Below are 25,821 nucleotides of genomic sequence, written 5' to 3' on the forward strand. Positions count from 1 at the left end.
CGGTACAGGATGCGCCAGTGGCTGGTGCGGATGCCTTTACCACGGAGGAGGATTCTCCCCTCAGTTTGTCCGCTGGCCAATGGTTGGCCAATGATGTGGATGTCGATGGCGACAGTTTGCGCGCCCAGGTGATACAAGGACCACAACATGGGCAACTGATTGCCCTTGGTAACGATCTCTACCGCTATCAACCCGATCTCAATTTTAACGGTGTGGACACTTTTCGCTATCAGGTTGAGGATGGTCAGGGTAACAGCAGCTCAGCTCTGGTCACCCTGGTTGTAGCCCCCATTGAGGATGCTCTGCAGGCCACGCCAGACCGGATAGTGGTGCAGGAGGATAGTGCGACCTTCTCCTTTTCTGTGCTGGGCAATGACAATGATCCCGATCTGGCCGGGCCTCTGCAGGTGATCGGTTTTACCCCGACTGCCCATGGCCATCTCTATCGGCTGGCTGATCAATCCTTTCTCTATCAGCCGGATCATGATTTTTTTGGCATGGATAGTTTTCAATATATTCTCAACAGCGGGGATGCACGTATCGGGCGGACAACGGTAGAAATTGCCGTTCTTCCGGTCAATGATCTGCCGGTTTTGCAAAGGGTGAGTGGCTTGCAGTTGCGTCAAGGGGCCGAGGAGTCGATCAACGCCAACCATTTGCGGGTGGTTGATGTGGAGCAGAGTCCTGGGGAGATAGTGTTTACAGTGGCCTCTCTGCCCCTGTATGGCACACTGACGCGCAATGCGCAGTTGCTGCAGATAGGGATGAACTTTAGCCAAGCCGATCTGGATCTGGGTTTGCTCCGCTATGAGCATGATGGCAGTTGGGTGGCCAGAGATGGATTTCAATTCACCTTTAGCGATCAGGTTTCCCCACAGTGGACAGAGTTGGGATGGTTTCCGATCCGGATTCGGCTGAATGTGCTGCCGCCACTGCTGCCGGAAAAACCACCCATGCCGATCAATAAAGGTGTGGAAAACAGGCAGCCGGGCAGCGAAGGGGAGTGGTTGCTGCGACCTGCAGCGCTGCAAGAGGCAGCACCCATTCTGACGGCAATTCATCAAGTGGAGCGCAGTGTGGCGCTGCAGGATTCCCGTTCGCCGCTGTTGACCGCGGTGCGCAACAGCAATCCGGGTGTTCAGGATGGTGGTTTGATCACTCCGGTGTTAAACGCCGTGCAAAGTTCCCTCTCGACTGTCGCTCCTGGTGCGTTGCAAACACCTGTTTTGACTGCCGTGATGTCGGAAAGCAGTCAGGCCGCTTCACCCATATTGAGCGACCCAAACAGCATGCCGGGATTTGCAGTGCGTTCGGGATGGTTCTATTTTGGGCCGGAGTTTGATCTGCCTGTGGGTGACTCTGACCCCGGGGAGGGGCTCTTTTTGCCCGATGCTCCCGAAGCGGGACAAAGCAGCAGTAACAGCGTTCTGCCTGCAGCTTTCGAGGCGACAGCTTTCCACAATACCGCTTGGGTCAGTCAGCCAGAGTCAGAACAGCAAGGGCTCTATGCCACTATCGAGGGATGGGAAGAGGCCTCTCTTGAGGAGATGCGGCAACTGTTGGCAGTATGGGCATGAGGCCACTGCCGCCGCTGCGACAGGATCTGCAACTGTTGACCCGCACGCGCGGAGAGGGGGGGGCCCCGGCTTGGCTGCTCTATGATCGACCCAGACATCGCTATTTTCGCTTGGGCTGGGCAGAAACTGAGATGCTGCGTCGTTGGAGTCGGGTGAGCGATGGCCAACAGCTTCTCGAAGGGATCAACAAGGAGTGCACGCTGACATTGCAGGATGTCGATCTGCAACGTTTTTTGCACTTTTTGTCGGTCAATCATCTTCTGCAACCCCAGGGCGAATCCTCCCGACAGCAACTGCTTGCCAGTCAACAGCAACAGCTCTCTGGTTGGCGCTGGTTGCTGCATCACTATCTCTTTTTTACCATTCCTTTGCTGCACCCCGATCCCTTTTTGAATCGGTTGTATAAACAGTTGCCCTGGCTGTTTCGTGCCCGTTTTCTATGGGTGATCGTTTTTTTGGGTCTGTTGGGGCTCTATCTGGTTTCCCGACAATGGGACCGTTTTTTTGCCACGCTGCCTCTGCTATGGAGTTGGCAAGGGGCGATGATTTTGGGCTTGAGTATTTGGCTGGCCAAAGCGGTTCATGAATGGGGACATGCCCTGGTGGCCAAACGCTATGGCTGTCATATCGCCAGCATGGGGGTGGCCTTTTTGGTGATGTGGCCTGTTCTCTATATTGATACGACGGATGTTTGGCGCCTGCCCTGTCGTCGACAGCGCCTGCATGTGGCGATGGCTGGTATGGCGGCGGAACTGCTGTTGGCTGGTTTGGCCTGTCTGTTGTGGAATCTGACCGATGATCCCCTTTGGCAAAGCGGATTGTTTACCTTGGCCACGGTAAGCTGGGTGCTGGGTTTGCTGGTCAATGGCAATCCACTGATGCGTTTTGATGGCTATTTTTTGCTCTCTGATTTATTGGATATGGCCAATTTGCAGGAGCGTTCCTTTGCCTTGGGGCGTTGGCAACTGCGCCGCTCTCTGTTGGGGGTGGCTGATCCGCCACCCGAACTCTTTCCCCTGGCACGCCAGCGTCTGTTGATTGTGTTTGCGTGGAGCGTATGGATCTATCGCTTTTTTCTGTTTTATGGCATTGCTTTGTTGGTCTACCACACCTTTTTCAAAATATTGGGACTATTTTTATTCCTGGTGGAGATCGGTTGGTTTATTGTGTTTCCCTTGCTTCGTGAGGCGCGTGTGTGGTGGCAGATGCGTCAACGTCTCTCCTCAGGAGCCATCTCGCGTTTGGCGTTGTTGACACTTGCCCTGATTGCCCTTCTCATACTCCCCTGGCAGGGGCAAATGGTTCTGCCTGCCTTGTGGCATGCCCATACCTTTACCACCCTCTATTCGCCCACTCCGGCACGTATTGCCGAAATATGGGTGCAAAGAGGCGAAAGGGTGCATGCCGGTCAACCTTTGCTGAGCTTGCGTTCTCCTGATTTGGAACAGCAATTGCTAATCAATCGATTGGAAGAGGAACATTGGCTCTTTGAGAGCCAACGTCCTGGTATTAAAGAGAGTGATCGCGAACAAAGGCTGGTTGCGGTTTCGCGTCTTGTTGCTGCCCAAAGCCAGCAACAGAGCCTTTTATCGTTGCAGGGGCGTTTGTTGTTGCGTGCGCCCTTTGCCGGGGTGCTGGAGATGGCCGGCGAGGCTTTGCTGCCAGGCCGTTGGGTCAGTCGTGAAGAGCCGTTGCTTGCCCTGCATCAGCCTGAGGATCGGGTCATCCATGCCTATGTGGATGAACAACATCAACAGCAGGTTTTGGCACAGAGCTCTGGTTGGTTTGTGGCGCATGATTTGACCCTGCCGCGTTGTGCGGTACGGGTGGAGTCCATTAGTCCGGCAGCAATCACGGTGCTGGATTGGCCGCAACTGGCCAGCCTGCATGGCGGTCCTATCAGCGTGCGCAAAGAAAATGAGCGGTTGCTTCCTGAAGAGGCGCTGTATCGATTGCAGTTGCGTCCGCTTGCAGAGGCAGGGTGCTCTCTGCCGGATGCCATGCTGGTGGGAGATCTGTTGCTCAATGGCGCCAAAGAGAGTCTCTTCTCCTCTTTCTGGCGTCGGTTGATGGCTATTCTGGTGCGTGAATCCGCTTTTTAATGGTGTGGGTAGTTTGGCACGGAATAAATCTGTGGCAATAATGGGCAATGAATGAATCCGAGCCAATGATTGGCACTGAATAAATATGAAGCAATAATTGCCACTTAACAAATCTGTGTGGCACTATTTGGCACAATGGAACAGGCAGATGGCAACCAATTCATGTCATGAGAACGACAAGCGCTGCAGTTGTCGGCTACCCGCCTGCACAATCTGGTGTTCTGCCGCTCTTTTACTCGGATCCTGTACCGTGGTTCCTGAACCGATCAACCAGCAGGAGCGGTGGCAACGGATGGTGCAGGATCGCCAGGCCGTTTTCAAGAATGTGCAACCGATCACCCGTGCCCTGACCCTTTCCGATGCCATGGCTCGGGCCATACTGTATAATCTGGACCATAAACTCAAACGCATGGAAGAGACCTTGGCTTCTGGCCAGAGCGATATGGCTGAAATGGAGCTGTTGCCCCGTTTGACGGTACAGGCTGGCTACTCCTCGCGCAATAACCCTGCGGGAGCCAGCAGTCGCTCTTTGTTTACCGGGGTGCAATCGCTGGAGGCTTCGACCTCCGCCGAGCGTGAGATGATCGAAAGCAATTTGACTGTTGCCTGGAATGTGCTCGATTTTGGTCTCAACTATCTGCGCGCCCAACAGCAGGCAGATCGTTATCTGATCACTCAGGAGCGGCGGCGCAAGGTGATCCACGATATTTTGCAAGAGGTGCGACAATCCTTCTGGCGCGCCTTGGCTGCCCAACGCCTGTTGCCGGAAATCCGCTCCTTTTTGAACGAAGCCCGACAAGCTTTGGTCGATTCACAACAGGCCGAACGACAACTGCTGCAACCTCCCAGCCAGGCCCTGGAATATCAAATCGGTTTGCTGGAGACCATCTATCAGATTACCAGCCTGCAGCGTGATTTGAGCGTTGCCCAGACACAACTCTCCGCTTTGATCAACCATGATCTGAATGTTGCGCTCACTCTGCAAGAGCCTGACAGTGGCAGTGCCACTTTGCCACGTCTGCCCGAAGAGTTGCGGCAGTTGGAGGAGATGGCTCTGCTGTTGCGGCCAGAGCTGCGCGAAGAGGATTATTTGACCAGAATGGATCAAGCCGAAGCCCGCTCCAGTCTTTTGCAACTTTTTCCTGCCCTGAATGTGGAAGGGGGGTATCATCTTTCCAGCAATGCCTTCCTCTATCATCAAAACTGGTTGCAAGGCAGTTTGCAAGTTGCCTGGAATCTGCTCAACCTGTTCAAAGCCCCGACAGTGATGGCCATAGCGGAGGCCAAAGCAGAAATTGCCAAGGCGCGCCGTCTGTCGATGGGCATGGCTATTTTGACCCAACTGCATGTGGCAAAAATCCGTTATGATCAAACCGGCGAGGAGTATCGGATCATCGAGCAGATGAGTCAGGCGGCAGAGCGTCTGCATCAGCAAGTTGCCCATGGGGCGAAAGCGCCGGCAGCTTTGCAAACCCGCAACGATCTGGAGCGTATGCAAAGCAAAGCCCGCTCTATTTATCGACGGTTGCAAAAGGAGTTGGCCTATGCCGAACTGCATAATGCCGCCGGTCGTTTGTCGCTCTCGGTGGGTGTAGATCCCCTGCCTGATATTGTGGAGACAAACGATCCCGATGTCCTCAGTCGGGCCATACAGGAGTCGATGCAGCGCTGGCCGGATGGTTTGCAGAGAGCCAGCGAACAGTTGGCTGCCATCAGCAAACCGTTATCCCTTGTTGCGCCCCGCTCTGGTTTTGAGCAGCCATTGCGCATCAATAAAATCAGTTGGAATCGCCTCTCGGATGACTCCCCCTTATGGTATTATTTGCTGCCTGGCGACGAGGCTTCGGGGCTGCCATGATCGGCAGCGGCGGTAGTTCAGAATGGCGAGGGAGAGTGTCACTCTTGTGGGCAAGTGTGGCTCTGCTGGCCACTCTTGCGGCCTCTGCCGTCTCAGCAGATGAACCACTACCCAGAGGATTATTGGTTCCCCAGCGGGAGGCTTGGCTCTCCAGTCTGATGGAGGGGCAGATCGAGGCGATTCATAAACAGGAGGGAGAGCTGTTTCAAAAAAATGAGCTGTTGATCAGTTTTGTCTGTACCGTGCGTCAGGCCAAATTGCACCAGACTCAAGCCACACTGCTTGCCGCTCGCAAAAAGATGCAGGCCAATCGGGAGTTGGTTGCGGTGCGTGCTGCCAGCCGTTTGGAGCTGGCTTTGAATGAAGCGGAGGTGATGCAGGCAGAAGCCGAACTGGCCGTACAAAAGGCACTGGTGGAGATGTGTTCGATTCGAGCGCCCTTTGCTGGCCGGGTGCATGCGCTGTCGGTGCATGCCCATGAGAGTGTTCCCCAGGGCAAACCGTTGCTGGATATCTCTTCATCGGGACCATTTGAAGTCCGGGTGATTGTGCCTTCCCGTTACCATGCCGCTTTGCCGGTTGGCAGCAGCTTTTCCATCTTTCTCGAAGAGACCAGACAAAGCTATCCGCTCCAGGTGATTCGCAGCGGCGGACGCATCGATCCGGTCAGTCAGACCATGCCGATTGTGGGCCGTATTCAGGGAGAGTTTCAGGAACTGCTTCCTGGTATGGGTGGACCGGTCACCTTACCCAATTGGCACCGTTCTTCTCCTGCTCCCGCCCCATGAACCCCTCTGCTGAGAGGCAGCAACAAGAAAAAACGCTTCTGCCTGATCCGCGCCTTCTCGCACGCCAACTCGCTGGTTTGACACAACTTCTCTCCTTGTTCAAAGAGAGCCGTCATGCGCTCGATTTGCCGCAACTGGGCTTTATCATGGTCAATGAGAGCATGCGTCTGCTTCCCTACCATCAGGCTTTTTTCTGGCTGCAAGGTGTAGAGGAGCAGCAACTGATAGCCATTTCCGGTGTGGCACAGTGGGATGCCCATGCCCCCCAGGTGTTATGGTTGCAACGTCTGCTGCGGGAATACAGCCGTCAAGAGATCAGTCAGCAGTTGCACCCATTGCAGAAGGAGCGGCTCTCCGAGGCGGTTCTTGGCGAATGGTCGCAGTGGTCGCATCCGTATCTGTTGTGGCTTCCCTTGCGCCATCCTCTGCGCCATGACTCTTTGGGGGGGCTTCTTTTGGCGCGTGATCAACCCTGGGAGAGCAATGAACAGACGTTGCTGCAACAGCTTGGCGAGGGTTATGCCCAGGCTTTGACGATAGCGTTGCAGGAGAAAAAGTCGGTTTGGTCCTGGCGATGGCCGCGAGCGATATGGCGCAAAGCAATAGTATTATTGCTGTTGTTGGCGTTATTGATGCTGCCAGTCCGGCAATCGGTGCTGGCTCCGGCAACCATTGTTGCCCGCCAGCCCTATATTGTGGCGGCACCACTGGATGGGGTGGTGCAGCGTTTTCATGTCTTGCCCAATGATCTGGTCACACCAGGGCAACCCCTGTTTGATCTGGATCCCGCAGAGCTCAAGCATCGTTTCCAGGTGGCTGGCGAAGAGTTGGCTATTGCCCAGGCGCAATATCAAAAAATGGCCAGCAAGGCTCTGCAAAACAGTGAGAGTGGAGGTGAATTGGCCGCTTTGCGTGCTGCGATGGCGCGTGCTGCTGCCCAGGCTGAGCATGCCAAACAACTGTTGCAACGGTTGCAGGTGCGTGCCGAAATGGCGGGTGTGGTATTGTTTGCTGATGTCAACCAATGGTTGGGACGTCCGGTACGTATCGGCGAAAGAATCCTGGCCATCGCTGACCAACACGATATGGAGATGGAGATACTGTTGCCGGTTGCCGATGCTCTGGTGTTGCAAGCGGGTGCGGAAACCCGTCTGTTTCTCAATACCGATCCACTGCACCCCTTGTCAGGAAGTTTACGCTATGCCTCCTATGAGGCAGCCGCTACTCCGGAGGGGGTGTTGGCCTATCGGCTGCGCAGCACTTTGCAGTTTGACAAAATGACCGAGCCTTTGCCGAATCCGCCGCGTTTGGGGTTGAAAGGGACAGCAAAATTATTTGGTGAAGAGGTGCCGCTGTTGTATGATCTGTTGCGCCGACCGTTAACAGCTTTACGGCAAAAGTTGGGTCTTTAGGGGGAAGGGTCAATCGCCAACAAGGAGTAGGGTCATGGAAGAGTTGCCAGTTGCTGCGGCAGGAGTGGAGCCGTCATCTTCTGCCACAGTAGGATCGGCACAGTTGCAAGTAGCCGATGTAGGTGTTGAACGATTCAATAACGACCATCAGCGGCTGCTTTTTTATATTGTCGAGTTCAGTCGTTTGGCAGAGCGTTTTCGGCACCAACAGCCGATTGATGAGGAGTGGGATCCCATCGATGCCATTTTTCCCCGTCTGGAAAAATATACACAAGAACATTTCCAGGCCGAAGAGGAGTTGATGCGGCAACATGACTATCCTCTGTTGACGCGGCATATTGCTCAGCATCAAGAGCTGACAGGTCATCTGCAACAGCTCAAGGAGAGCGTGACCACCCGGCATGTCGAGGCGATTGCTGCCTTGGAGTCCTTTTTGTTCGATTGGCTCACCACCCATATCAACCAGGATGATCGCCAATATCGGGGCTGTTTTCAACTGGCTGAGAGCAGACAGATTACCGAAAAGGCTCTCTTCAATGAGATGATCTCAGCCGAACAACTCAAGCGCATCATCGAGCTGTCCGCCAGCAACGCTGTATTGCTTGATTTGCGTACCGTCAGCGAACAGGAGGAGGGGATTATTCCTGGTTCACAACTCTATCCCTGTGCCCACAATCTGCTTAACCGACAAGATACCGAACCTTTTCGCCGCTCTTTTTCTGCCCGTTTTGCCCCAGAGCAGTTTGACAGTGAACAGTGGTATATATTGATCTGTCGCTCAGGACCACGGGCAGCGATTGCTTTGGAAGCCTTTCAGGAACATGATCTGCCCGCTTGCGAATTGATCGGCGGCATTCAGGAGTGGTTGCGTCAGGGATTCTCTTTGGTCGATCGTGAGCAGGCGCTGGCGGAGGCGGAGCACAGCACTCCTGTTTAAGGCTACCCAGCCCCGTTGCCGGGGAGGCAACGGGGCGGCCATCAAACATCTTCGTTCGATTGCTTATGATGCTTGCGATTTTACCTGATCAACCATCTCATGCACATTCTTTTCGATGAACTCATTGACTTCGGCTTGGCTGCGGCTCAATAGATCCAGGGTCTGACGCGCATTGTCGACAATCAACTGACCCATCTCTGCCACCATACCGGCTTGCGCTTGCGCCACATCTTCCACTGTCTTCAATCCTGCCAGGCTGTTGATCTGACCAGAACCTGCTTTGACCAGAGTTTCGGCATTGTTGAGCTGGCGTTCGGCCAATTCTTTCATGATCCGCTCGTTGATTTTTTGCAAACCAGTCAAAGTATTCAACATTTTGCTGTTTGCTTCCATGATCTGTTTGGCAAGATTTCCGTCCATTGTCTGTCCCCTTGTTTATGAGGTTTGAAGAGTGTAATTGCTGCACCGCAGCATTTGTTGCAGTGCAGCATAATCCTCTACCCACACTCTGTCAATCACTATTTTTGCCAAAAACACATTTTTTTTGTCTGGCTCATCCTGTTTTGGCAAATGTTTTGGCCAGCTCCTCGGCCTCTTGCAGGAGAGGCAACAAACTGTTGCGAATTCCCTGGCGCCAAAAATCTGCATGACAGGGATCCAAATGAAAAGGACGCAGCAATTCCGGCAGATCCTGTGCTCCTCCGGCACGCAGCAACTGGCGATACAGTGGTTCAAACTGGTTGCCTAGAGTTTCCTGGGCGGCATAGAGACTTTGTGTCAGCAGCTCTCCGCAGGCATAGGCATAGACATAAAATGGATTGTGAAAATGGCTGATATAGCACCAAAGATTTTCTGTGGCGGCATACTGAAAGGTTTCGCCTTCGGCACCATAAAAGCGGAATAGGGAGTTTTGCCAGATACGGCCAAGATCCTGGGCGCTCAAGCGCCCTTCATGGTTGTGCACCTCTTGCTCAAAGAATGAAAAGCCAATTTGCCGTATCACGGAATTGAGAAAGGTTTCGATCCGTTCGGTGAGCAGGGCCAACAGGGCAGCCGGGTTGTTTTGTTGTTGCAGACGTTGGCGAAGAAATTGGAAGGTGGTCATTTCGGCAAAGATGGAGGCGGTTTCCGCATAGGCCATAGGCGCAGAGGCCAACAAGGCGCCCTGGCTTGCACCAGCCAGCAAGCCGTGTACCGCGTGACCCAGTTCGTGGGCCAGGGTCATCACATCGCGGCTGCTCTCCTGATAGTTCAGCAGCAGATAAGAGTGGGTGACTCCTCCTGGGATCACTACCGAATAGTTGAAGGCACCGCTCTGTTTGCCAGGGCGTGCCGGTACATCGATGGCGCCGCGTTGTGCCAGATCCTGGACAAGTTGCGCCAATTCCGGGCTGAAATGCTGAAAGGCATTGAGAACGATCTGCCAGCCTTCGGCATACGGGATACGACTGCGATCGGCGAAGGGTAGGGGGGCATTGCGGTCGCTCCAGCGCAAGAGGGGCAAGCCCAGCAGGCGGGCTTTCAGTTGATAATAGCGTTGGCATAACGGCGTTGCTTCTGTGACTACCGCCTGGTGCAAAGCCTCAACCACCGCATCAGGCAGACGATTATGGCGGTTGCGATAGGCCATGGGGTGCGGATAGCCCCTTTCTTTATCTTCGACCCGTTTGCTGCCGACCACCATGTTCAGCACTTGCGCGGAAAAACGGGCGAACGGGCCAGCCAATCCGCTGTTCAAGGTGCTCATGATCTGAAACCGTTGTTCTGCATCGGGATGGATATTCATCTGGTGCAGAGTCTGTTCCAGAGTGGCCGGACCATCCGGGAGAGAAAAACGCAAATCCGCCTCGACCTCATCATAAAAGGAGGACCAGGAGGAGGCTGCAAAGGTGGCCCGTTTGCCGAGGGCGGCTTCGACTTCGCTAGTGAGCATGAAAGGGCGTTGCAGACGCACCTGTTCCAGCCAGGGACGCAGCCGTTGGCAGCGGGCATCGGTGGCATAGTGCTGTTGGCAGATCTCATCAGGGAGGGCAGCCAGCTCGATGGTAAAAAAGCTGGTATACTCGCCGCTCAAACTGTCCACCAGCACATTGACCGCATGCAAACGGTTTTTGACCTCCTCATCCTCAAGCTGGGCCGCATGGGCGAGATGCAGATAAAAATAGATGCGGTTTAAGCGTTCGGCAAAGCGTTCCCACTCCTCCAGAGCATCACCCAGTCGTTGCGATAAATTTCCCCGAAATTGTGCAGAAAAGGCGGGATAGTGGTCGCGCAGCCACTGCAGATCCTCCTGCAGCAGCGGATCCTCCAGGTCACGGTAGATGGGAGTCAGATCCCAAACCGGAAGCGATAAGGAGGGGGTGCTGTTCATGGTATTGTTTATACTCCTGAATAGTTAATGAATATTGGCAGGGTAACACTATCTCCTCTCTTTTGCCAAGAGTCCGCTGTTTGATTTTGGTGAGACAGGTCGTTGTTATTGTGTTGTTATCAATATTTTGTATCGATGAATAAATCTGGTAAATGAAACAAAAAACCTACACAGAAAGCGCGATGGCTCATCGCCAAAGGAGTTGGCGCGAAAATTTACAATTTTTTTATATCTGCTTGATCAAAATTTTATAACTGTATGATATTCATTACCAAATTCGCCAAGAATGTCGAGAGCTGCTCTCAACAAGACAACCAAGCCTACCCATAAAGGAATAATCATGAAAATGAAACCCATCGCCACTATTGCCGCTGTTTCCCTGTTGAGCCTTGTTTCAACAGGGTGGTCTGCCTCCATGATTCAAAACAAAGGATCGGATACCTTGGTCAATGTGGCGCAGGCATTGGCCGAAGAGTATCAAAAGGTCAAGCCGGAAGTGGCGATTGCCGTCACAGGTGGTGGCAGCGGTACAGGCATTGCCGCGCTTCTCAATGGCACTGTGGATATTGCCAATTCCAGCCGTCAGATTGAGCAAAAGGAGGTCAAGTTGGCAGAGAAGAATAACATTCATCCCAAAGAGTTGACCATCGGTTTTGATGCGCTGGGCGTCTTTGTGCACAAGAGCAATCCTTTGAAGGAGATCTCTCTGGCACAGTTGGCACGCATGTATGGCGATGGTGGTGATGTCAATAACTGGAAACAGTTGGGTGTCGAGGTTCCGGGTTGCAAAGGGCAAAAAATCATTCTGATCTCTCGGCAGAACAACTCGGGAACCTACGAATATTTTCGTGAAGCGGTGCTGCATAAAAAGGATTTTATTATGGGTACCCGTGATATGCACGGATCCAAAGATGTGGTGGATTTAGTCGGCAAGACTCCTTGTGCAATTGGTTACAGTGGTATGGCCTATGCCGACGAGACGACCAAGATGTTGGCAATCAAGAAAGAGGATAGCTCTGCAGCGGTTGTTCCCAGCATGGAGACAGCAGTTGATAAAACCTATCCCATTGCCCGGCCACTGTTCATGTATACCAATGGCGAGCCGACCGGTGAAATTAAAGCCTATCTGGATTGGATCATGGCCAAAGATGGTCAATGTCTGGTGAGCAAGAAAGGGTATGCCCCAGCCAAACCTGTTCCTTGCAAATAACCTGATCCCCTGGTGAGGGATTGACAATATGTGGCCTTGCCCAACGGACTAATGGAATGGAGATGGTTTAGAGATGCCTATTTATGAGGAAAAGCTGCAAAAAGATGTTACAGCGATCAAGGAGGAGGTGGTCAAGCTGGGGGGAATGGTGGGTCAGGCGCTGACCGACAGCCTCACCGCATTATTCACGGGTGATGAAAAACTGGCCAACATGACCGTGCTGCGTGATTTTCCCATCAATCGACAATGCGCACGTCTCAACAAGCAATGTCACAATTTTATTGTTCGCCATCTGCCCAGCGCGGGACATCTGCGCATGGTCACCTCGGTGATTCAGATGGTCATGGAGTTGGAGCGGATGGGCGATTATGCCCGAACCATCTCCAGAGAGGCCATTCATCTGCACCAGCCTCCAGAGGGCAATATTCTGCGCGATTTGAAAATAATGGCTGAACATACGCAGGCCATTTTGCGGCAAAGCATGAGCGCTTTTGCTACGGAAGATGTGGAATTGGCGCGTTCGACATTGAAAGATTCCAGTCAGGTAAGCGTTGACCTCAACGTCATTCTCAACGATCTGGTCACTTTTTGTGGGCAGGAGGGGGGACGTGAGGTGGCCATGCGGATGCTCGATCTGCAAACCATATCCTACATGCTGGAACGTGTGGGAAATCGGGCGGCCAATGTCTGCGAGGAGATTCTTTTTATCCTGGCAGGTGAGACCGTTCCGCAGCGTATTCATGAGATCCTCTTTTTGGATGCCGACAACTCCATTTTGGCGCCAATGGCAGAGGTGATTGCGCGTAAAGGATATAGTGAGCAAGCACGTTTTCGCAGTGCTGCCTGGCAACCGGCTGCTGAATGCAGTTCGGCCATGGTCGATTTTATGCGCCACCACGGTTTTAACATGCAGAACATTGCTCCCAAAAATCTGCAACAGATCATTCCAGAGTTGGGAGGGGTACATATCATAATTGGTCTGAACAGTCCGGTCGGGCAAAATGGGCTGGAGGTTCCTTTTCATACGGTTGCTTTGGAATGGGATGTGGGTCCGCTTCCTGGTGGTAATGCTCTTGGTGAAAATGCCGGACGTTTTGAGGAGATCTACCGTACCCTGGTGGCCAATCTTGCCCAGTTGATGGAACTGCTCAACGGCGAAGAAGGGGTGTAAGATGAGCATTCCATTAGAGAAAGCAAGTACGCTGGTCGCCGCAGGGGATGTCCGCAATCGGGATTGGTATATCGACAAACTGTTTCACAGTTTCATGTTTATCTGTGGAATATCGGCAGTCATTTTTGTGTTGGGAATCTTTGTCTTTGTTTTCAAGGAGGGTTCTGGTTTTATCATTCATCAACTGGATTGGGCAGAGTTTTTTCTCTCTCCCAAATGGCGCCCCACCTCTGCCATTCAGGCCAGCTATGGCACGCTGGCAATGGTGGCGGGAACGGCAGCGGTGACACTGATTTCCATGGCAGTAGCGCTGCCCTTCTCCTTTGGTGCCGCTATTTTTATCGCTGAGTTTGCCCGTGGCAAAACCCGCGAGTGGTTGAAAGTGGTGATTGAATTGTTGGCCGCTATTCCATCGGTGGTTTGGGGGTTTATCGGTCTGATGATCATGAATCCGTTGATTATCGATATCTTCGATGTACCTATCGGCCTGAATGTACTCAATTCTGGAATTATTCTGGGCTTGATGGCTGCTCCCATCATTACCTCTATAGCCGAGGATGCTTTCAAGGCGGTGCCAGATACCTATCGCGAAGCGGCAGAAGCTCTGGGCGCCACCAAATGGCAGGTGATCTACAAAGTGGTGTTGCCCGCAGCAAAAAATGGTTTGCTTTCTGCCGCTTTGTTGGGTGTGGGACGGGCATTTGGGGAAACCATGGCGGTCTTGATGGCCAGTGGTCACGCTTTGACCATTCCTGGCAGTGTCTTTGATTCCATTCGTGCCTTGACGGCAACCATTGCCGCTGAATTGGGTGAAACTCCGGTAGGATCAGACCATTATCAGGCTCTGTTTGCTATCGGTATCTTTCTCTTCAGCATAACTTTCATCATCAACATGACCGCCGACCTGATCGTGCGGGGGATCAAGAACCAGTGAGAACCGCCATGAATCAAACTGCAACCCATACATCCACTCGCTTTCAGGCTGAACCGATCAACCTCAAAAATATTCAGGTGCAAAAGCTGTTCATGATTCTGTTTGGTCTGATGGCTGCGGTTTTGGTCATTCCGGTCATTCTGATTATTTTCACTCTGCTCCAGAAGGGTGGTAGCGCCATCAGTTGGGAGTTTTTGACCACCTTTCCCAGCAATGGCATGACAGCGGGCGGTATTCTGCCGGCACTGTTGGGTACCGTATGGTTGGTGGCCATCTCCTTGTTGGCCTCGGTGCCACTGGGAGTGGCGGCAGCCATTTATCTGAGTGAATATGCGCCACAGGATCATTGGCTGACCAGGGTGATCAACCTGGCAACCATCAATCTGGCTGGTGTGCCCTCCATCGTCCATGCTCTTTTTGGTCTGGGCGCTTTTGTGGCCTTTTTTCACCTTGGCACCAGTATTCTGGCTGCCAGTCTGACTCTGGCAGTCATGACCTTGCCGGTAGTGATTGTCGCTTCCTGGGAGTCGTTGCAATCGGTTCCTTTTGCCTTTCGAGAAGCCTGCTGGAATATGGGGGCGACTCGTTGGCAAACCATCTGGCATGTGGTGCTGCCCAATGCGCTGACCGGTATTCTTACCGGCATTATTTTACAGGTTTCTCGCGCAGCAGGCGAAACAGCTCCCATCATGTTTACTGGGGCAGCATTCTTTTTACCCTTTCTGCCCTCCAGTGTGATGGATCAAACCATGGCTCTGGCGTTACATCTGTTCACCATTTCCACTCAGGTGCCCGGTGTTCCAGAGCAGATTCCGTTTGGGGTCGCTCTGGTGCTTTTCGGTATCGTCTTGATCATCAACACCTGTTCCATCTGGTTGCGCATGTATCTGCGCAGCAAGAAAAAATGGTAAACCTCAGACAACAACCGATACCGTGAGAAGAGAAACAGATGAACAGCCATTCTGATCCACATACCGATTCTGGAGCCACACGAGCAACCACTCCAGCAGCAACCAGCCCAAAAGAGCGTCTGGAGCGCTCTGCAGCGACGCAACCAGCCCATAAAATTTCCATTCGTGATCTGAGCATCCGCTATGGCCCATTTACGGCTCTATCCGGGGTCAACCTGGACATACCGGTCAATCAGATTTTTGGCATCATCGGACCGGCCAACAGCGGTAAAACCTCTTTTCTGAATGCCATCAACCGCATGGATATGATGCGCGCCAACATGAATGTGCAAGGCTCAGTCCTTTTTAACGGCGTCGATGTCACTTCCTGGGGAAATGTCTATGCCCTGCGCAGCAAGATTGGTGTGGTTTTTCCTCTGCCAGTAGGTTTACCCCTCTCCATCTATGACAATGTTGCTCTTTCACCACGTTTGCGTGGGATCAATAATAAGAGTCAAATTGATGAAATTGTTGAGAGATCATTGAAGAGAGCCGCTTTGTGGGACGAGGTAAAAGAGCGGCTAGGCTCACTGGGCAGCCTGTTATCGGGAGGGCAGCAACAGCGACTGACCATCGCCCGGGCTCTGTCCCAGGATCCTGAAGTGCTCATGCTGGATGAATTTTCCATTGCCGTGGATCCGGTGACCACCATGCGGATTGAAGATGTGTTAAAGGAGTTGAAAAACCAGATGACCATCATTTTGGTGACCAATCTGGTCCAGCAGGCCAATCGTTTGGCCGATCGAACCGCCTTTTTTCTCAATGGTTCCTGTGTCGAGGTCGGCGATACCGATGCCCTTTTCAACGGCAAAGTCCGTGACCAACGTACCGATGACTATATCAATGGCCGTTTCGGCTAGGTCGATCAACCAATCAAGCCAGGACAGGACACAAAGAAAGCCATGAATAAGCAGGAAATTCAACAGGAAATCGCCATCAGAACCATCAATCTTAATTTGTGGTATGGTCACTTCCAAGCCTTGTTTGATGTCAATCTGGAGATTAAACAGGGGATTATTACGGCCATGATCGGCCCCAGCGGTTGTGGCAAATCCACCGTGTTGCGCAGCGTGGACCGCATCAACGAGCGTTTGGGATATGTGCGCATCACCGGGGCGATCAAGGTGCTTGACAAAAACATCTATGATCCCGATGTCAATCTTTCCCAATTGCGCAAGCAGGTTGGCATGGTCTTCCAACGTCCCAATCCTTTACCCATTTCCATCTATGACAATGTCATTTTTGGTCATCGTCTGCATCGTCCTCCAGATGTCAAACTCTCCTCTCGGCAGGAGGATGAGATTGTCGAAGCCGCTTTGCAGCGGGTATTGCTCTGGGACAAGGTCAAAGATAAACTGAAGAGAAAGGCAACGATCGATCTCTCATTGGAGGAGCGTCAAAAGCTCTGTATTGCCAGATTGCTGCCGGTTAAACCTGCAGTCTTGTTGATGGATGAGCCATGCTCTGCGCTCGATCCCAAAGGGACGGCTGCAGTCGAAGAGTTGATATGGGAGTTGCGTGGCGAATATTCCATTTTGTTGGTGACGCACAACATGGCGCAGGCACGGCGCACCAGCGATGAGTGCATTTTTATGCTCATGGGCAAGGTGGTAGAACATACCGATACCGATAAAATGTTTGTCACACCGCAGTATCGGGAAACCGCAGACTATATCGAAGGGCGTTATGGATAATCCAGACGCAAGTTTCTTGTCACCCTGGAGCCCATGCCCTGGAGTGTAATTGATTACCAAAGCAGTGGCCTGTCCAAACTGATCGATGCAACAGCTTTGCAATGGCTATTCCCAGTTCAGTGCGAGAATGATGCGGACAGGTCACTCCAGTTATGCCGGAACAGTATGCCATCTCTAAAATCGTATCATGTCGGAACAGCACACCATGTCTAAAATCGTATTGATCGTTGATGATGAAAAAGATTTTGTCAAAGTCTTGGCCTTGAATCTGCGCAAGAACGATTATGCTGTGCGCCAAGCGCTAAACGGCAGTCAGGCATTGCTGGAAATGGCGCAAGCTTTATTGCCCGATTTGGTGCTGTTGGATCTTCAGTTGCCCGATATTTCCGGTCTGGAGTTGTGTCGGCGAATGCGCTCCGATCCCCGTACCCGTTCTGTCGCCATTCTGATGCTGACGGCCAAAGGGGAAGAGATTGATCGGGTTGTCGGTTTTGAGATGGGTGCGGATGATTATATGGTCAAACCCTTCAGTATGCGTGAACTGATGTTGCGTATCCAAGCTCTGTTACGCCGAACAGCCCCAGATTTTGCCAGCACCGCTCAGCAAGAGCTGCAATTTGGTTTGTTGCGCATGGATGTGGCTGCTTTTCGGGTCTGGTCGGCAGATCGCGAGGTACGTTTGACCACCATGGAGTTCAAACTGTTGGCGCTGCTTTTGGAGCGACGGGGCAGAGTGCAAACCAGAGAAGTTTTGATGAATGATGTGTGGGGTATTGATTCGTATGTACAAAGTCGAACCGTGGATGTTCACATCGATCGATTGCGCAAAAAATTGGGGCAAGCGGAGCAGTATATTGAAACCGTACATGGGATGGGTTACCGTCTGCGAGCAGTACCTTGATGCAGATCAGCCTCGCTTTCATGACAAAGCCATTGTTGCGGCCATGAAATGGTTCCTGTTATGAATAAAGGTATTAAAAACAGGCTTTTCTATTATTTTCTCACCATCATCGTTGTGTCACTGGCAATCTGCGGCCTGATTATTGAGGAGATTGTGGAATCGGTCCGCATGGATCTGATTCGTAGCGATTTGCTGCGTCATCTGCAGAGCATGGAATGGATGGTGCAGGCTCTGCCCGCGCCGGTTGCCCCTGCAACCTATCAGGAGATGGCTGGCCAACTTGGCACTATCATGGCGATGCGGGTCACCTTTATTGATGGGGATGGATGGGTTGTAGGAGATTCATCGGTTGCAGCAGATCAGTTGCAAACCATCGAAAACCACCATAAACGGCCAGAAGTGGCGGAAGCACTGCTGCATGGTGTCGGCAGTGCCATACGCACCTCTACTACGGTCAATACCGATTTATATTATTTGGCCTATGCCATTGACCGGGGGGGGCAACGGATGATCATCCGTCTTGCTCGCTCGCTACATGATTTGCAAGAGGAGATTGCTTCATTACGTCGTTTGGTCATATATTCCGTTTTGTTTGCCACTCTTTTGGCTGCATTGCTGAGTCGTTTGGCTGCTCGTTTGTTTACCAGGCCTTTGCGTGCCTTGGTCAAACAGGCCAAATCTATTGCCGGTCAGCAGAGCAATAGCCGGTTGGTTACCGATTCCCAGGATGAGGTGGGTGGATTGGCCTCTTCGTTCAATCTGCTGCTTAACCAGTTGGAAGAGGTGATGGCTTCAGTCTCTTTGGAGCGGGATCGTCTCAAAATTATCCTGGAAGGGATTTTGGATGGTGTGATTGCTGTTGATCTGCGTGGCCAAATCATCCTGGTCAACCATGCGGTGATGGAGATCTTTGCTTTATCCTCCTCTCCGGTATCGCGTAATCTGTCAGAGTTGATTCCAGAGGAGCAGTTGCTGGGGTTGCTGCCGCCCAGTCAGGGTGCGGTCTGTCGAAGAGAGATCGTTCTGGCAGGGCGTGATATGCGACAGATATTGCTGACCAGTTCTTGCACAGCCAATGGCCAAGGTTGCATTCTTTTATTGCGTGATATTACTGAAAAAAATCGTCTGCAGCAGGTGCAAAGAGAGTTTATTGCCAGCGCTTCCCATGAATTGCGTACCCCAATCAGTATCATCCGTTTGAATGCAGAAACTTTGATGGATGGCAACAACGAGCCGGAAGAGGTAAATTTTTTGGTGGAGGCCATCTATCGCCAATCGCTGCGCATGTCGCAACTGATTGCGCATCTGTTGGATCTCTCTCGTTTGGAATCAGGAAGTTATCCTCTTCGTTGCCAGGAGTTTTTTTTGTTGCCACTCAGCAAACAGGTCAGTGAATCATTGCACCATTGGATGGAAAGCCGGGAGATCGTGCTAAGCAATCAAATTGGGGCCGATGTCACCCTTTTTGCCGATCCCTCTGCTGTCGAACAGGTTTTGCTCAATCTGGTGGCCAATGCCATTCGCTATACACCTATGCGGAGCCAAATTATTTTGCGCAGCAGGCCACATCCTGATCATGACAAGAGCATGATCATCGCTGTGGAGGATAATGGCGAAGGGATTGCCGAAGAGCATCATCGGCAACTGTTCAACCGTTTTTATCGTGTGGATCCTGGGCGTTCACGGGAGATGGGGGGGAGTGGTCTGGGTTTGGCGATTGTCAGACAGTTGGTGGAGGCGATGGGGGGGGAAGTGGGATTGTCTGCTGTGCAACCCAGTGGATGCTGTTTTTGGTTTACACTACCGGTTTGTCCGGCATGATGGTTCTTTTGTCGCATGATGTGAGGTTGATAAACTGTGTAGAGCTTGTGCATAACACATGACTTTCATTCGCAATCTTTTCTTTCAGTAGGCAGGAGTATGCCATGATGCAAAAGGTATTGATCATCAATTGCCACCAACCCTATCCAGTCTCTCCTGGGCAATTGAATGCCTCTTTGGTGAGCAGAATGCAGCAGCAGTTACAAAATAGTGGCTATGAGGTTGCCTTGACTATTGTTAATGAAGGCTATCAGATTGCCAAAGAGGTGGAAAAGCATCTTTGGGCCGATGTGATCATTATCCAAACTCCTGTTTATTGGATGGGTTTGCCTTGGATCGGGAAAAAATATATCGATGAAATTTTTTCGGCAGGGGCGGCAGTAGGATTTTTTTACAGTGATGGACGCAGCTCCCAGGATCCCAAACGCAACTATGGAATGGGAGGAGGGATGGCGCCACGACGTTATATGCTTTCGCTCACCTATAATGCCCCGGCAGAAGCCTTTGGCAATCCCGAGGAGCCCTTCATGGCTGGCAAGGGTGTGGATGACATGTTTTTACCATTGCATCTGAGTTTTCGTTTTCTCGGCATGCAGGCTTTGCCCACTTTCGCCTGTCATGATGTGCACAAGGCTCCAGAAATAGCAGCCGATTTTGCTCGATTGGAAGCCCATTTGCGTGCGCACTTTCCTGCAGTATAAGCAATTGACTCCATACTTTCTGCACACAGCAGCCATTTTATAAAAACATTCCAGCTTGTCGATGTCGTTGATCCAAACGTAAGCCGTGGCTGCGGGCCAGAGCCACGGCCTCTTTATATTCTGCAACCGTCAGCGGTCGGTTCAACTGGGGGATCCGTTCGGCGTGATAACAGGGATGATATTGCCCCATGATGTTCACATAGGTGTGCGGCGAGATCTCCTCGGCCAGAAAGCGCACTGTCTCTGCTGTCCCAGCCAAACCGTTCGGCAAGACCAAATGACGCACCAGCAAACCGCGTTGGGCAACCCCTCGTGCATCCATCTGCAGATCTCCTACCTGCCGGTGCATCTCTTTGACCGCTGCACGATTGTGGGTGGGATAATCCTTGATCCGGCTCAAACGTTCAGCAATGGCGGCATCGCTGTATTTCATATCCGGCATGTAGATGTCGATTATTCCCTCCAACAGTGCCAGCGCTGTCAGGGAATCATAGCCGCCGCTGTTGTAAACCAAAGGCAGGCTGAAGCCCAACGGAATGGCTTCGAGCAGTGCGGCGAGAATAGCCGGAAGCACATGGGTTGGGCTGACAAAATTGATATTGTGACAGCCCTGCTCCTGCAACTGCAGCATCTGCCGCGCCAAAAGATAGGGAGCGAGTTCGCTTCCTTCACCGCCATGACTGAGTGACCAGTTTTGACAATATTGACAATGCAGATTGCACCCACTGAAAAAGATGGTGCCAGAGCCATGTGTGCCACGCAAAGGCTCCTCTTCACCAAAATGGGCATGTGCACTGGCCACTCGCGCATAAATCCCGGTATGGCAACTGGCTCCACGCTCGCCTTTGTGGCGATCCACCGCACAGCATCGGGGACATAAATCACAATGACGGGCTCTCTGTTCAGCTTCAGTAACTCTTCTGGCCAATTGGCCAGAGTGATAGAGAGCCAAATAAGAGGGGATCATGCGCTGGGAGCCTTCTCAGAGGCTTTTCTTCCTCTACGGATGCGGTGATAGGCAAAAAAATTAATGACAAACACCACAATGCCAATCACCGGAAAGCCCCAAGAGGGAAATCCACCAGGAAACCACAGGGCTGGATAGATGATGGGCAAAAGATAGAGATCAACAAAACTCCAACCTTGCCCATTTTCTAAAGCCAACTGGCGGAAATGGTTTTCCACATAAGTCAGTGGACAGTTCCAGCCGATCAATTCAATCGCTACTCCCCAGGTGACGGCAGGCAGATGCCACCAGAGAAGCACAGGATAGCGGGCAACGAGTGCTGAACCAAACAGAACAAAGAGAACAAAACTGATATGAAAGAGAGCTGTACAATCCGCAAACAGGCGGTAGAGCATACCCATAGGAGAGGAAAAATGAGGTGTGTGAGGAGTTGGCTGGGCCGCCAGGATTCGAACCTGGGGATACCGGAATCAAAATCCGGGGCCTTACCGCTTGGCGACGGCCCATCCGTTCGCTACAGCCCCCTTTATAGCAGATTCCCAAGCAGAGGAAAAGGGGTGTTGATTAAAGGTCACTCCAGGAAAAATCTGCCAGTCGGGATGGCGAGTGCGTAAGCTGCGTGCAGCCTCTTTTGCCTCCTCAAGTTGGCGAAAGATGCCAAAAAATGCGCTGCCACTGCCAGACATCAGTGCCGCAAGCGCACCGTGGCGGCGCAAGGCAGCATCCAATAAGGCAATCTCCGGTTGCAGCTTAATTGCAGTTGCCTGCAGATCATTGTGCAGTTGCTGCACAAGAGCCTCCTTCGCAGTGGGGATAGCAAGGGGGGGAGTGTTATACGCCTCTCCGGCAGCACGTTCGCTATGCCATTGCCGGAATACCTGTGCCGTGGAGAGCGTACAGCCGGGATAGATCAACAGCAGTGGCAGTTGCGGGAGCGAGGGCAGAAAAGTCAGTTGCTCCCCGATCCCTTCGGCCAAAGCGGTGGTCTGCCCAAGGAAAAAGGGTACATCCGCTCCCAACTGGACACCCAATGCCAACAACTGTTCCTGTGACCAATGCAGTTGCCAGAGCTGGTTCAAGGCGAGCAGGGTCAGGGCAGCATCCGAGGAGCCGCCACCCAATCCTGCACCGTGTGGAATGGCTTTGTGCAAGTGGATATGAACTCCGGAGCGGATGCCACTCTCTTGCTGCAGACGCCAGGCGGCCTGCCAAACCAGATTATCGTGAGCATGATCGGTAACCGAAGGTTCGCAGCGCAAGGTGATAGCTGATTGGTCGGCTGTAAAGGTCAGATGGTCATAGAGAGGGAAAAAGCTCATCACACTCCACAGCCGATGATACCCATCCTCCCGGCGGCCCACAATGCGCAGTCCCAGGTTGACTTTGGCTGGTGCGGTAAAAGTGCAGGGAGGAAACAGCATCTATCTCTCTTGCCAAGGATGTTCGACAGTAAAATCGGGATAGCGTGCACGCAGGGTAAAGGTATCTGCTGCAAAGGGTTGTGCTATTATTTGCCACTGCCGCGAGCGAAACTGAATGTGCGTATCAGCAGGCTGCAGATCGATTGCAATCTGTTGCGGCAAAGGGGGTACAGAGCTCTCTTCTTCTGTGGACCATTGATAAACAACCCGGTAGCGCCCCTCGCGGGTCTCTCCCTGGCGTTCCCGAACCAATCCACTCCGGGGATCGAGCAGCAGGCTCTCTCCTTGTTTGGTTAACCATCCCCCTGCCACATCGGGGTCTACTCCTTGCAGTGGGGCAGCCATGGCCAGCAAGGAGTGCAATAAATCTTCCGGTGGCAAGGCAATACCCAACAAATAGTGGAGACCTTCGGCAGTGGCAGGAACCACCGTGATCTGTTGTTTGTCTGCATCGACCAGTTCAATCTGCTCTGCTGTAACGGCGATAACGCCGGCAATATTTTGCATAAAGCCAAAGAGAGTGACCTTGGCTTTCTCTGTGCCTGTGCCCTGCAACTCTGCACGCAGACGACGATTGGCCTTTTCAGAGCGAATTTCCAATATGCCAAGGGATTGCCATTGGCGCAAAAGTTGTTGCCGTTGTTGTTGATCTGTTTGGTAACGTTGTGCAACAAGATGCGGGGCGACAGCCAGGGTTTGCAGAACAGGAGGAGGGTGAGGTGTGCAACCTGTGAGCAGCCCCAACAGCAATAAGCCGCTGATACAAAACAATCGACAAGTCAACGAGCGGCTCTCCTTACGGCTGTTTCTGGTGGCATTGCGCATCAAGGAGTGGTGGAAGAGGCATTTGCTGAAACCTTTTTCAGCAAGCGTTCGTTGCCCGGATCCAGTTCCAATGCCTTTTTCCAGACATTGTTGGCCTCTTCCATTTTGCCCAAAGCATGCAGAACATCACCGAGATGTTCGGTGATAGTGGCATCTTTTGGTTCCAGGCGTACAGCCTCGCGCATGCGCAGCAGAGACTCCTCCAGGCGATTCAAGCGAAACAGAGCCCAACCCACACTATCAGTGATAAATCCGTCACCTGGGGACAAGGCCAAAGCTTTTTCCAACAGCTTGAGTGCCTCTTCGAGACGTTCATTGCGTTCGGTCCAGGTATAACCAAGATAGTTCAAGGCATTGGCATCATTGGGATTGAGTTTCAGATGATGCAAGAGATCCTGTTCTGCTTCCGACCAGCGGTTGAGTTTATCCAGGGCAATGGCCCGGCTGAAACGCAAGCGGTTATGATCCGGATCAATGGCCAACCCTTGCGTGGTTACATCATAGACCTCTGTATATTTTTCATCCTGCATCAGCAAGACGCTGAGAGCGACCAGCAGAGTAACCCGTACTTTGGGATCGGCTGGTGAGTTGTTGTTCAATTTATCGGCAGCTTTTTTATTGCTGATGGGGTAGGCCGCCAAAAGGGAGCGCAGACGATTGACTCCTGCTTCCCGGCGACCGCTTTCGGCCTCCAATAAAGAGAGGCGCAGTTGGGCATCAGAATAAAAGGGCTCAGTCGGTTGAATCCGGTTATAGGTCTCTTCTGCTTCCGTAAAACGATCCAATGATTCCAAAACCTGCCCCAAATAATAGGCGACTCGTCCATCGTCGGAGCGGGTTGCCTCTGCCAGACGCAACTCTTGCAACGCCTCTTCAAAGCGACGTTGGCTCAAGAGGATCAAGGCCGAGGTCAGACGTGCCGGAATACTGTCTGGAGCCATCTGACTGATGGCTTGAAATTCATTCAGTGCCGCCTCTTGATCATCCTGATTGAGCAGCAGGCGTCCCATGCGACTGTGGATCTCTTTGCTGTCGGGATGGCTGTTCAAAAAGGAGCGATAGACCGCCTCAGCCTCTTTAGGGCGTTTCAACTCTTGCAAGGCAGCCCCTAAAGCCAGCACAGTTTCCAGTTTGTCGGGATCAAGTTGATGGGCTTTGCGAAAGTGGAGGACAGCCTTTTCTTGATCGGGAATGTTGGCATAGGCACGTCCCAAAGCCAAATGGGCTTTCCATGCCTGCGAGGATTTGTTGAACAGGGGAGTAAGACTCTTTTTTGCCAACTCAATCTGATTGGTTCGTCCGTAGAGTTGTGCCAATTGCAGGCGCGCTGTCATTTGATCTGGATTGATCTTCAAGATCTCTTCATATTGCAGGGCTGCTTTGTCATACATTTTGGTGGCGGTGAGCAGGCCAGCCAAAAGTTGACGTGATTTTTCATCTTTGCCATCCAACGCAATGGCCTCTTCGGCATAATGGATGGCTTTGGGCAGATCACCGCGTTGGGTAGCCAGATGGGCAACCATGACCCGGGTTTCTGCCGAGGTGGGATCAGCTTTGGCCACTTCGGTCAAGGCCCGTTCGGCATCATGCCAGTTGCGTTCGCGCAATAAAAATTGGCCCAGCAGATAATAATAGTAGGCGCGACCTTCACGCACTTCGACGCTGAAGGGATCATTGTGTTGCTGATGCGGCATACTGGGCGCCACAGCACGCAACACCTGCTCCTGGCCCGTCCCAGAAGAGCTGTCACTATTGTCGACCGCATCGTTTCGGCCAGGGGCAAAGCAGCCGCCCAATAGGGCTGCAATCAGCGACAATAAAACTCCCGCTGTTACCCAGACGCGGACCCAACGTTTCGAGAACCACTCATTGAAGTTCATATAATTCCACACTCGCTTCGCCAACAGCGATGACAGATTTGAATTAATGCAGGATAGACGATTTTTGAAGAAAAGTCACGTCGTCGTGCTGGTGTCAGCCGATTGAATTTGTTGAATCAGACTTTTGATGTCGAGTTTGTACATGCGCGCCACATCATGCAAAGTATCGACCTGTGAGGCCATACATTCAGAACATTCGATCCCTTTTTCCCAAAGGATACGCGCCAACTGCGGAAATTCTTGCACCAACTGAGCCATGCTCTTGGTTGGGTCAATCTCCCCTGTCATTGTCCTCTCCAGC

At 52.3% G+C, this 25,821-nt stretch carries 23 protein-coding genes and 1 tRNA gene; 15 read left to right on the top strand and 9 right to left on the bottom strand.

The genetic code is table 11. The annotated features are described in order from the left end of the window. The 6 genes from EJP87_RS01645 to EJP87_RS01670 form a co-directional block, all read left to right on the top strand. On the top strand, positions 1-1,577 hold a 1,577-nt coding region (locus EJP87_RS01645), incomplete at its 5' end, for an Ig-like domain-containing protein (RefSeq protein ID WP_130470124.1). Further along, positions 1,574-3,679: a zinc metalloprotease gene (locus tag EJP87_RS01650; protein WP_193771054.1), complete on the top strand. Its 2,106-nt coding sequence runs from the start codon at positions 1,574-1,576 to the stop codon at positions 3,677-3,679. The genes EJP87_RS01645 and EJP87_RS01650, both read left to right, overlap by 4 nt. A 148-nt stretch (positions 3,680-3,827) precedes the next feature. Further along, positions 3,828-5,537 (top strand): TolC family protein, encoded by a 1,710-nt coding sequence (locus tag EJP87_RS01655; RefSeq protein WP_130470126.1) that lies wholly within the window; start codon positions 3,828-3,830, stop codon positions 5,535-5,537. Positions 5,538-5,581: 44 nt separating this feature from the next. Then, positions 5,582-6,325 carry an efflux RND transporter periplasmic adaptor subunit gene (locus tag EJP87_RS01660; protein WP_193771055.1) on the top strand — a complete coding sequence of 248 codons (744 nt, stop codon included), beginning with the start codon at positions 5,582-5,584 and terminating at the stop codon, positions 6,323-6,325. Then, positions 6,322-7,737, top strand: coding sequence for an efflux RND transporter periplasmic adaptor subunit (locus EJP87_RS01665; RefSeq protein ID WP_130470128.1), 1,416 nt, complete (start codon positions 6,322-6,324; stop codon positions 7,735-7,737). Before EJP87_RS01660 ends, EJP87_RS01665 begins: the two co-directional genes overlap by 4 nt. Before the next feature lie 34 nt (positions 7,738-7,771). Beyond that, positions 7,772-8,674 (top strand): bacteriohemerythrin, encoded by a 903-nt coding sequence (locus tag EJP87_RS01670; protein WP_130470129.1) that lies wholly within the window; start codon positions 7,772-7,774, stop codon positions 8,672-8,674. 63 nt (positions 8,675-8,737) lie between these two features. Here EJP87_RS01670 and EJP87_RS01675 read toward each other — a convergent pair whose 3' ends face one another. Both EJP87_RS01675 and EJP87_RS01680 read right to left on the bottom strand, forming a co-directional pair. Beyond that, positions 8,738-9,094 carry a phasin family protein gene (locus EJP87_RS01675; protein WP_130470130.1) on the bottom strand — a complete coding sequence of 119 codons (357 nt, stop codon included), beginning with the start codon at positions 9,092-9,094 and terminating at the stop codon, positions 8,738-8,740. 133 nt (positions 9,095-9,227) lie between these two features. Continuing rightward, positions 9,228-11,045, bottom strand: a complete 1,818-nt coding sequence (locus tag EJP87_RS01680; RefSeq protein ID WP_130470131.1) for a M3 family metallopeptidase — start codon at positions 11,043-11,045, stop codon at positions 9,228-9,230. A gap of 340 nt (positions 11,046-11,385) precedes the next feature. Here EJP87_RS01680 and EJP87_RS01685 point away from each other — a divergent pair, with 340 nt between their 5' ends. The 9 genes from EJP87_RS01685 to EJP87_RS01725 all read left to right on the top strand — a co-directional run bounded on the left by EJP87_RS01685 (position 11,386) and on the right by EJP87_RS01725 (position 20,427). Then, positions 11,386-12,255 carry a phosphate ABC transporter substrate-binding protein gene (locus EJP87_RS01685; protein ID WP_130470132.1) on the top strand — a complete coding sequence of 290 codons (870 nt, stop codon included), beginning with the start codon at positions 11,386-11,388 and terminating at the stop codon, positions 12,253-12,255. Positions 12,256-12,328: 73 nt separating this feature from the next. Then, complete coding sequence (gene phoU, locus EJP87_RS01690; protein WP_130470133.1) at positions 12,329-13,426, top strand: phosphate signaling complex protein PhoU; 1,098 nt, start codon at positions 12,329-12,331, stop codon at positions 13,424-13,426. Position 13,427: 1 nt separating this feature from the next. Beyond that, on the top strand, positions 13,428-14,360 hold the full coding sequence (gene pstC, locus EJP87_RS01695; protein WP_130470134.1) for a phosphate ABC transporter permease subunit PstC: 933 nt from the start codon (positions 13,428-13,430) through the stop codon (positions 14,358-14,360). 8 nt (positions 14,361-14,368) lie between these two features. Next, complete coding sequence (gene pstA, locus EJP87_RS01700) at positions 14,369-15,271, top strand: phosphate ABC transporter permease PstA (RefSeq protein WP_130470135.1); 903 nt, start codon at positions 14,369-14,371, stop codon at positions 15,269-15,271. 38 nt (positions 15,272-15,309) lie between these two features. Continuing rightward, complete coding sequence (locus tag EJP87_RS01705) at positions 15,310-16,170, top strand: phosphate ABC transporter ATP-binding protein (protein WP_130470136.1); 861 nt, start codon at positions 15,310-15,312, stop codon at positions 16,168-16,170. Positions 16,171-16,212: 42 nt separating this feature from the next. After that, positions 16,213-17,004 (top strand): phosphate ABC transporter ATP-binding protein, encoded by a 792-nt coding sequence (locus EJP87_RS01710; RefSeq protein WP_130470137.1) that lies wholly within the window; start codon positions 16,213-16,215, stop codon positions 17,002-17,004. Between the two features lie 205 nt (positions 17,005-17,209). Continuing rightward, positions 17,210-17,905 carry a response regulator gene (locus EJP87_RS01715; protein ID WP_130470138.1) on the top strand — a complete coding sequence of 232 codons (696 nt, stop codon included), beginning with the start codon at positions 17,210-17,212 and terminating at the stop codon, positions 17,903-17,905. Between the two features lie 60 nt (positions 17,906-17,965). Then, positions 17,966-19,726 (top strand): HAMP domain-containing sensor histidine kinase, encoded by a 1,761-nt coding sequence (locus tag EJP87_RS01720; protein ID WP_193771056.1) that lies wholly within the window; start codon positions 17,966-17,968, stop codon positions 19,724-19,726. Positions 19,727-19,830: 104 nt separating this feature from the next. Continuing rightward, positions 19,831-20,427, top strand: coding sequence for an NAD(P)H-dependent oxidoreductase (locus EJP87_RS01725; RefSeq protein ID WP_227657402.1), 597 nt, complete (start codon positions 19,831-19,833; stop codon positions 20,425-20,427). 37 nt (positions 20,428-20,464) lie between these two features. On the opposite strand, the gene EJP87_RS01730 is transcribed toward EJP87_RS01725, so the two are convergent. The 7 genes from EJP87_RS01730 to EJP87_RS01760 all read right to left on the bottom strand — a co-directional run bounded on the left by EJP87_RS01730 (position 20,465) and on the right by EJP87_RS01760 (position 25,808). Then, positions 20,465-21,394, bottom strand: a complete 930-nt coding sequence (locus tag EJP87_RS01730) for a radical SAM protein (protein WP_130470140.1) — start codon at positions 21,392-21,394, stop codon at positions 20,465-20,467. After that, positions 21,391-21,795 carry a DUF2784 domain-containing protein gene (locus EJP87_RS01735; protein WP_227657403.1) on the bottom strand — a complete coding sequence of 135 codons (405 nt, stop codon included), beginning with the start codon at positions 21,793-21,795 and terminating at the stop codon, positions 21,391-21,393. Before EJP87_RS01735 ends, EJP87_RS01730 begins: the two co-directional genes overlap by 4 nt. A gap of 30 nt (positions 21,796-21,825) precedes the next feature. Beyond that, positions 21,826-21,900 (bottom strand) — tRNA-Gln (locus EJP87_RS01740). Further along, positions 21,880-22,815 carry a 4-(cytidine 5'-diphospho)-2-C-methyl-D-erythritol kinase gene (locus tag EJP87_RS01745; protein WP_130470141.1) on the bottom strand — a complete coding sequence of 312 codons (936 nt, stop codon included), beginning with the start codon at positions 22,813-22,815 and terminating at the stop codon, positions 21,880-21,882. The genes EJP87_RS01740 and EJP87_RS01745 overlap by 21 nt, the downstream gene beginning before the upstream one ends. Further along, complete coding sequence (locus tag EJP87_RS01750) at positions 22,816-23,598, bottom strand: lipoprotein insertase outer membrane protein LolB (protein ID WP_193771057.1); 783 nt, start codon at positions 23,596-23,598, stop codon at positions 22,816-22,818. A gap of 41 nt (positions 23,599-23,639) precedes the next feature. Next, complete coding sequence (locus tag EJP87_RS01755; RefSeq protein WP_193771058.1) at positions 23,640-25,457, bottom strand: tetratricopeptide repeat protein; 1,818 nt, start codon at positions 25,455-25,457, stop codon at positions 23,640-23,642. Between the two features lie 138 nt (positions 25,458-25,595). After that, entirely contained in the window at positions 25,596-25,808 is a 213-nt protein-coding gene (locus EJP87_RS01760; protein ID WP_130470144.1) for a DUF1858 domain-containing protein, read from the bottom strand. Positions 25,809-25,821 lie beyond the last annotated feature (13 nt).

It is taken from the genome of Candidatus Magnetaquicoccus inordinatus, from assembly GCF_004217665.1.
GTDB lineage: Bacteria > Pseudomonadota > Magnetococcia > Magnetococcales > Magnetaquicoccaceae > Magnetaquicoccus > Magnetaquicoccus inordinatus.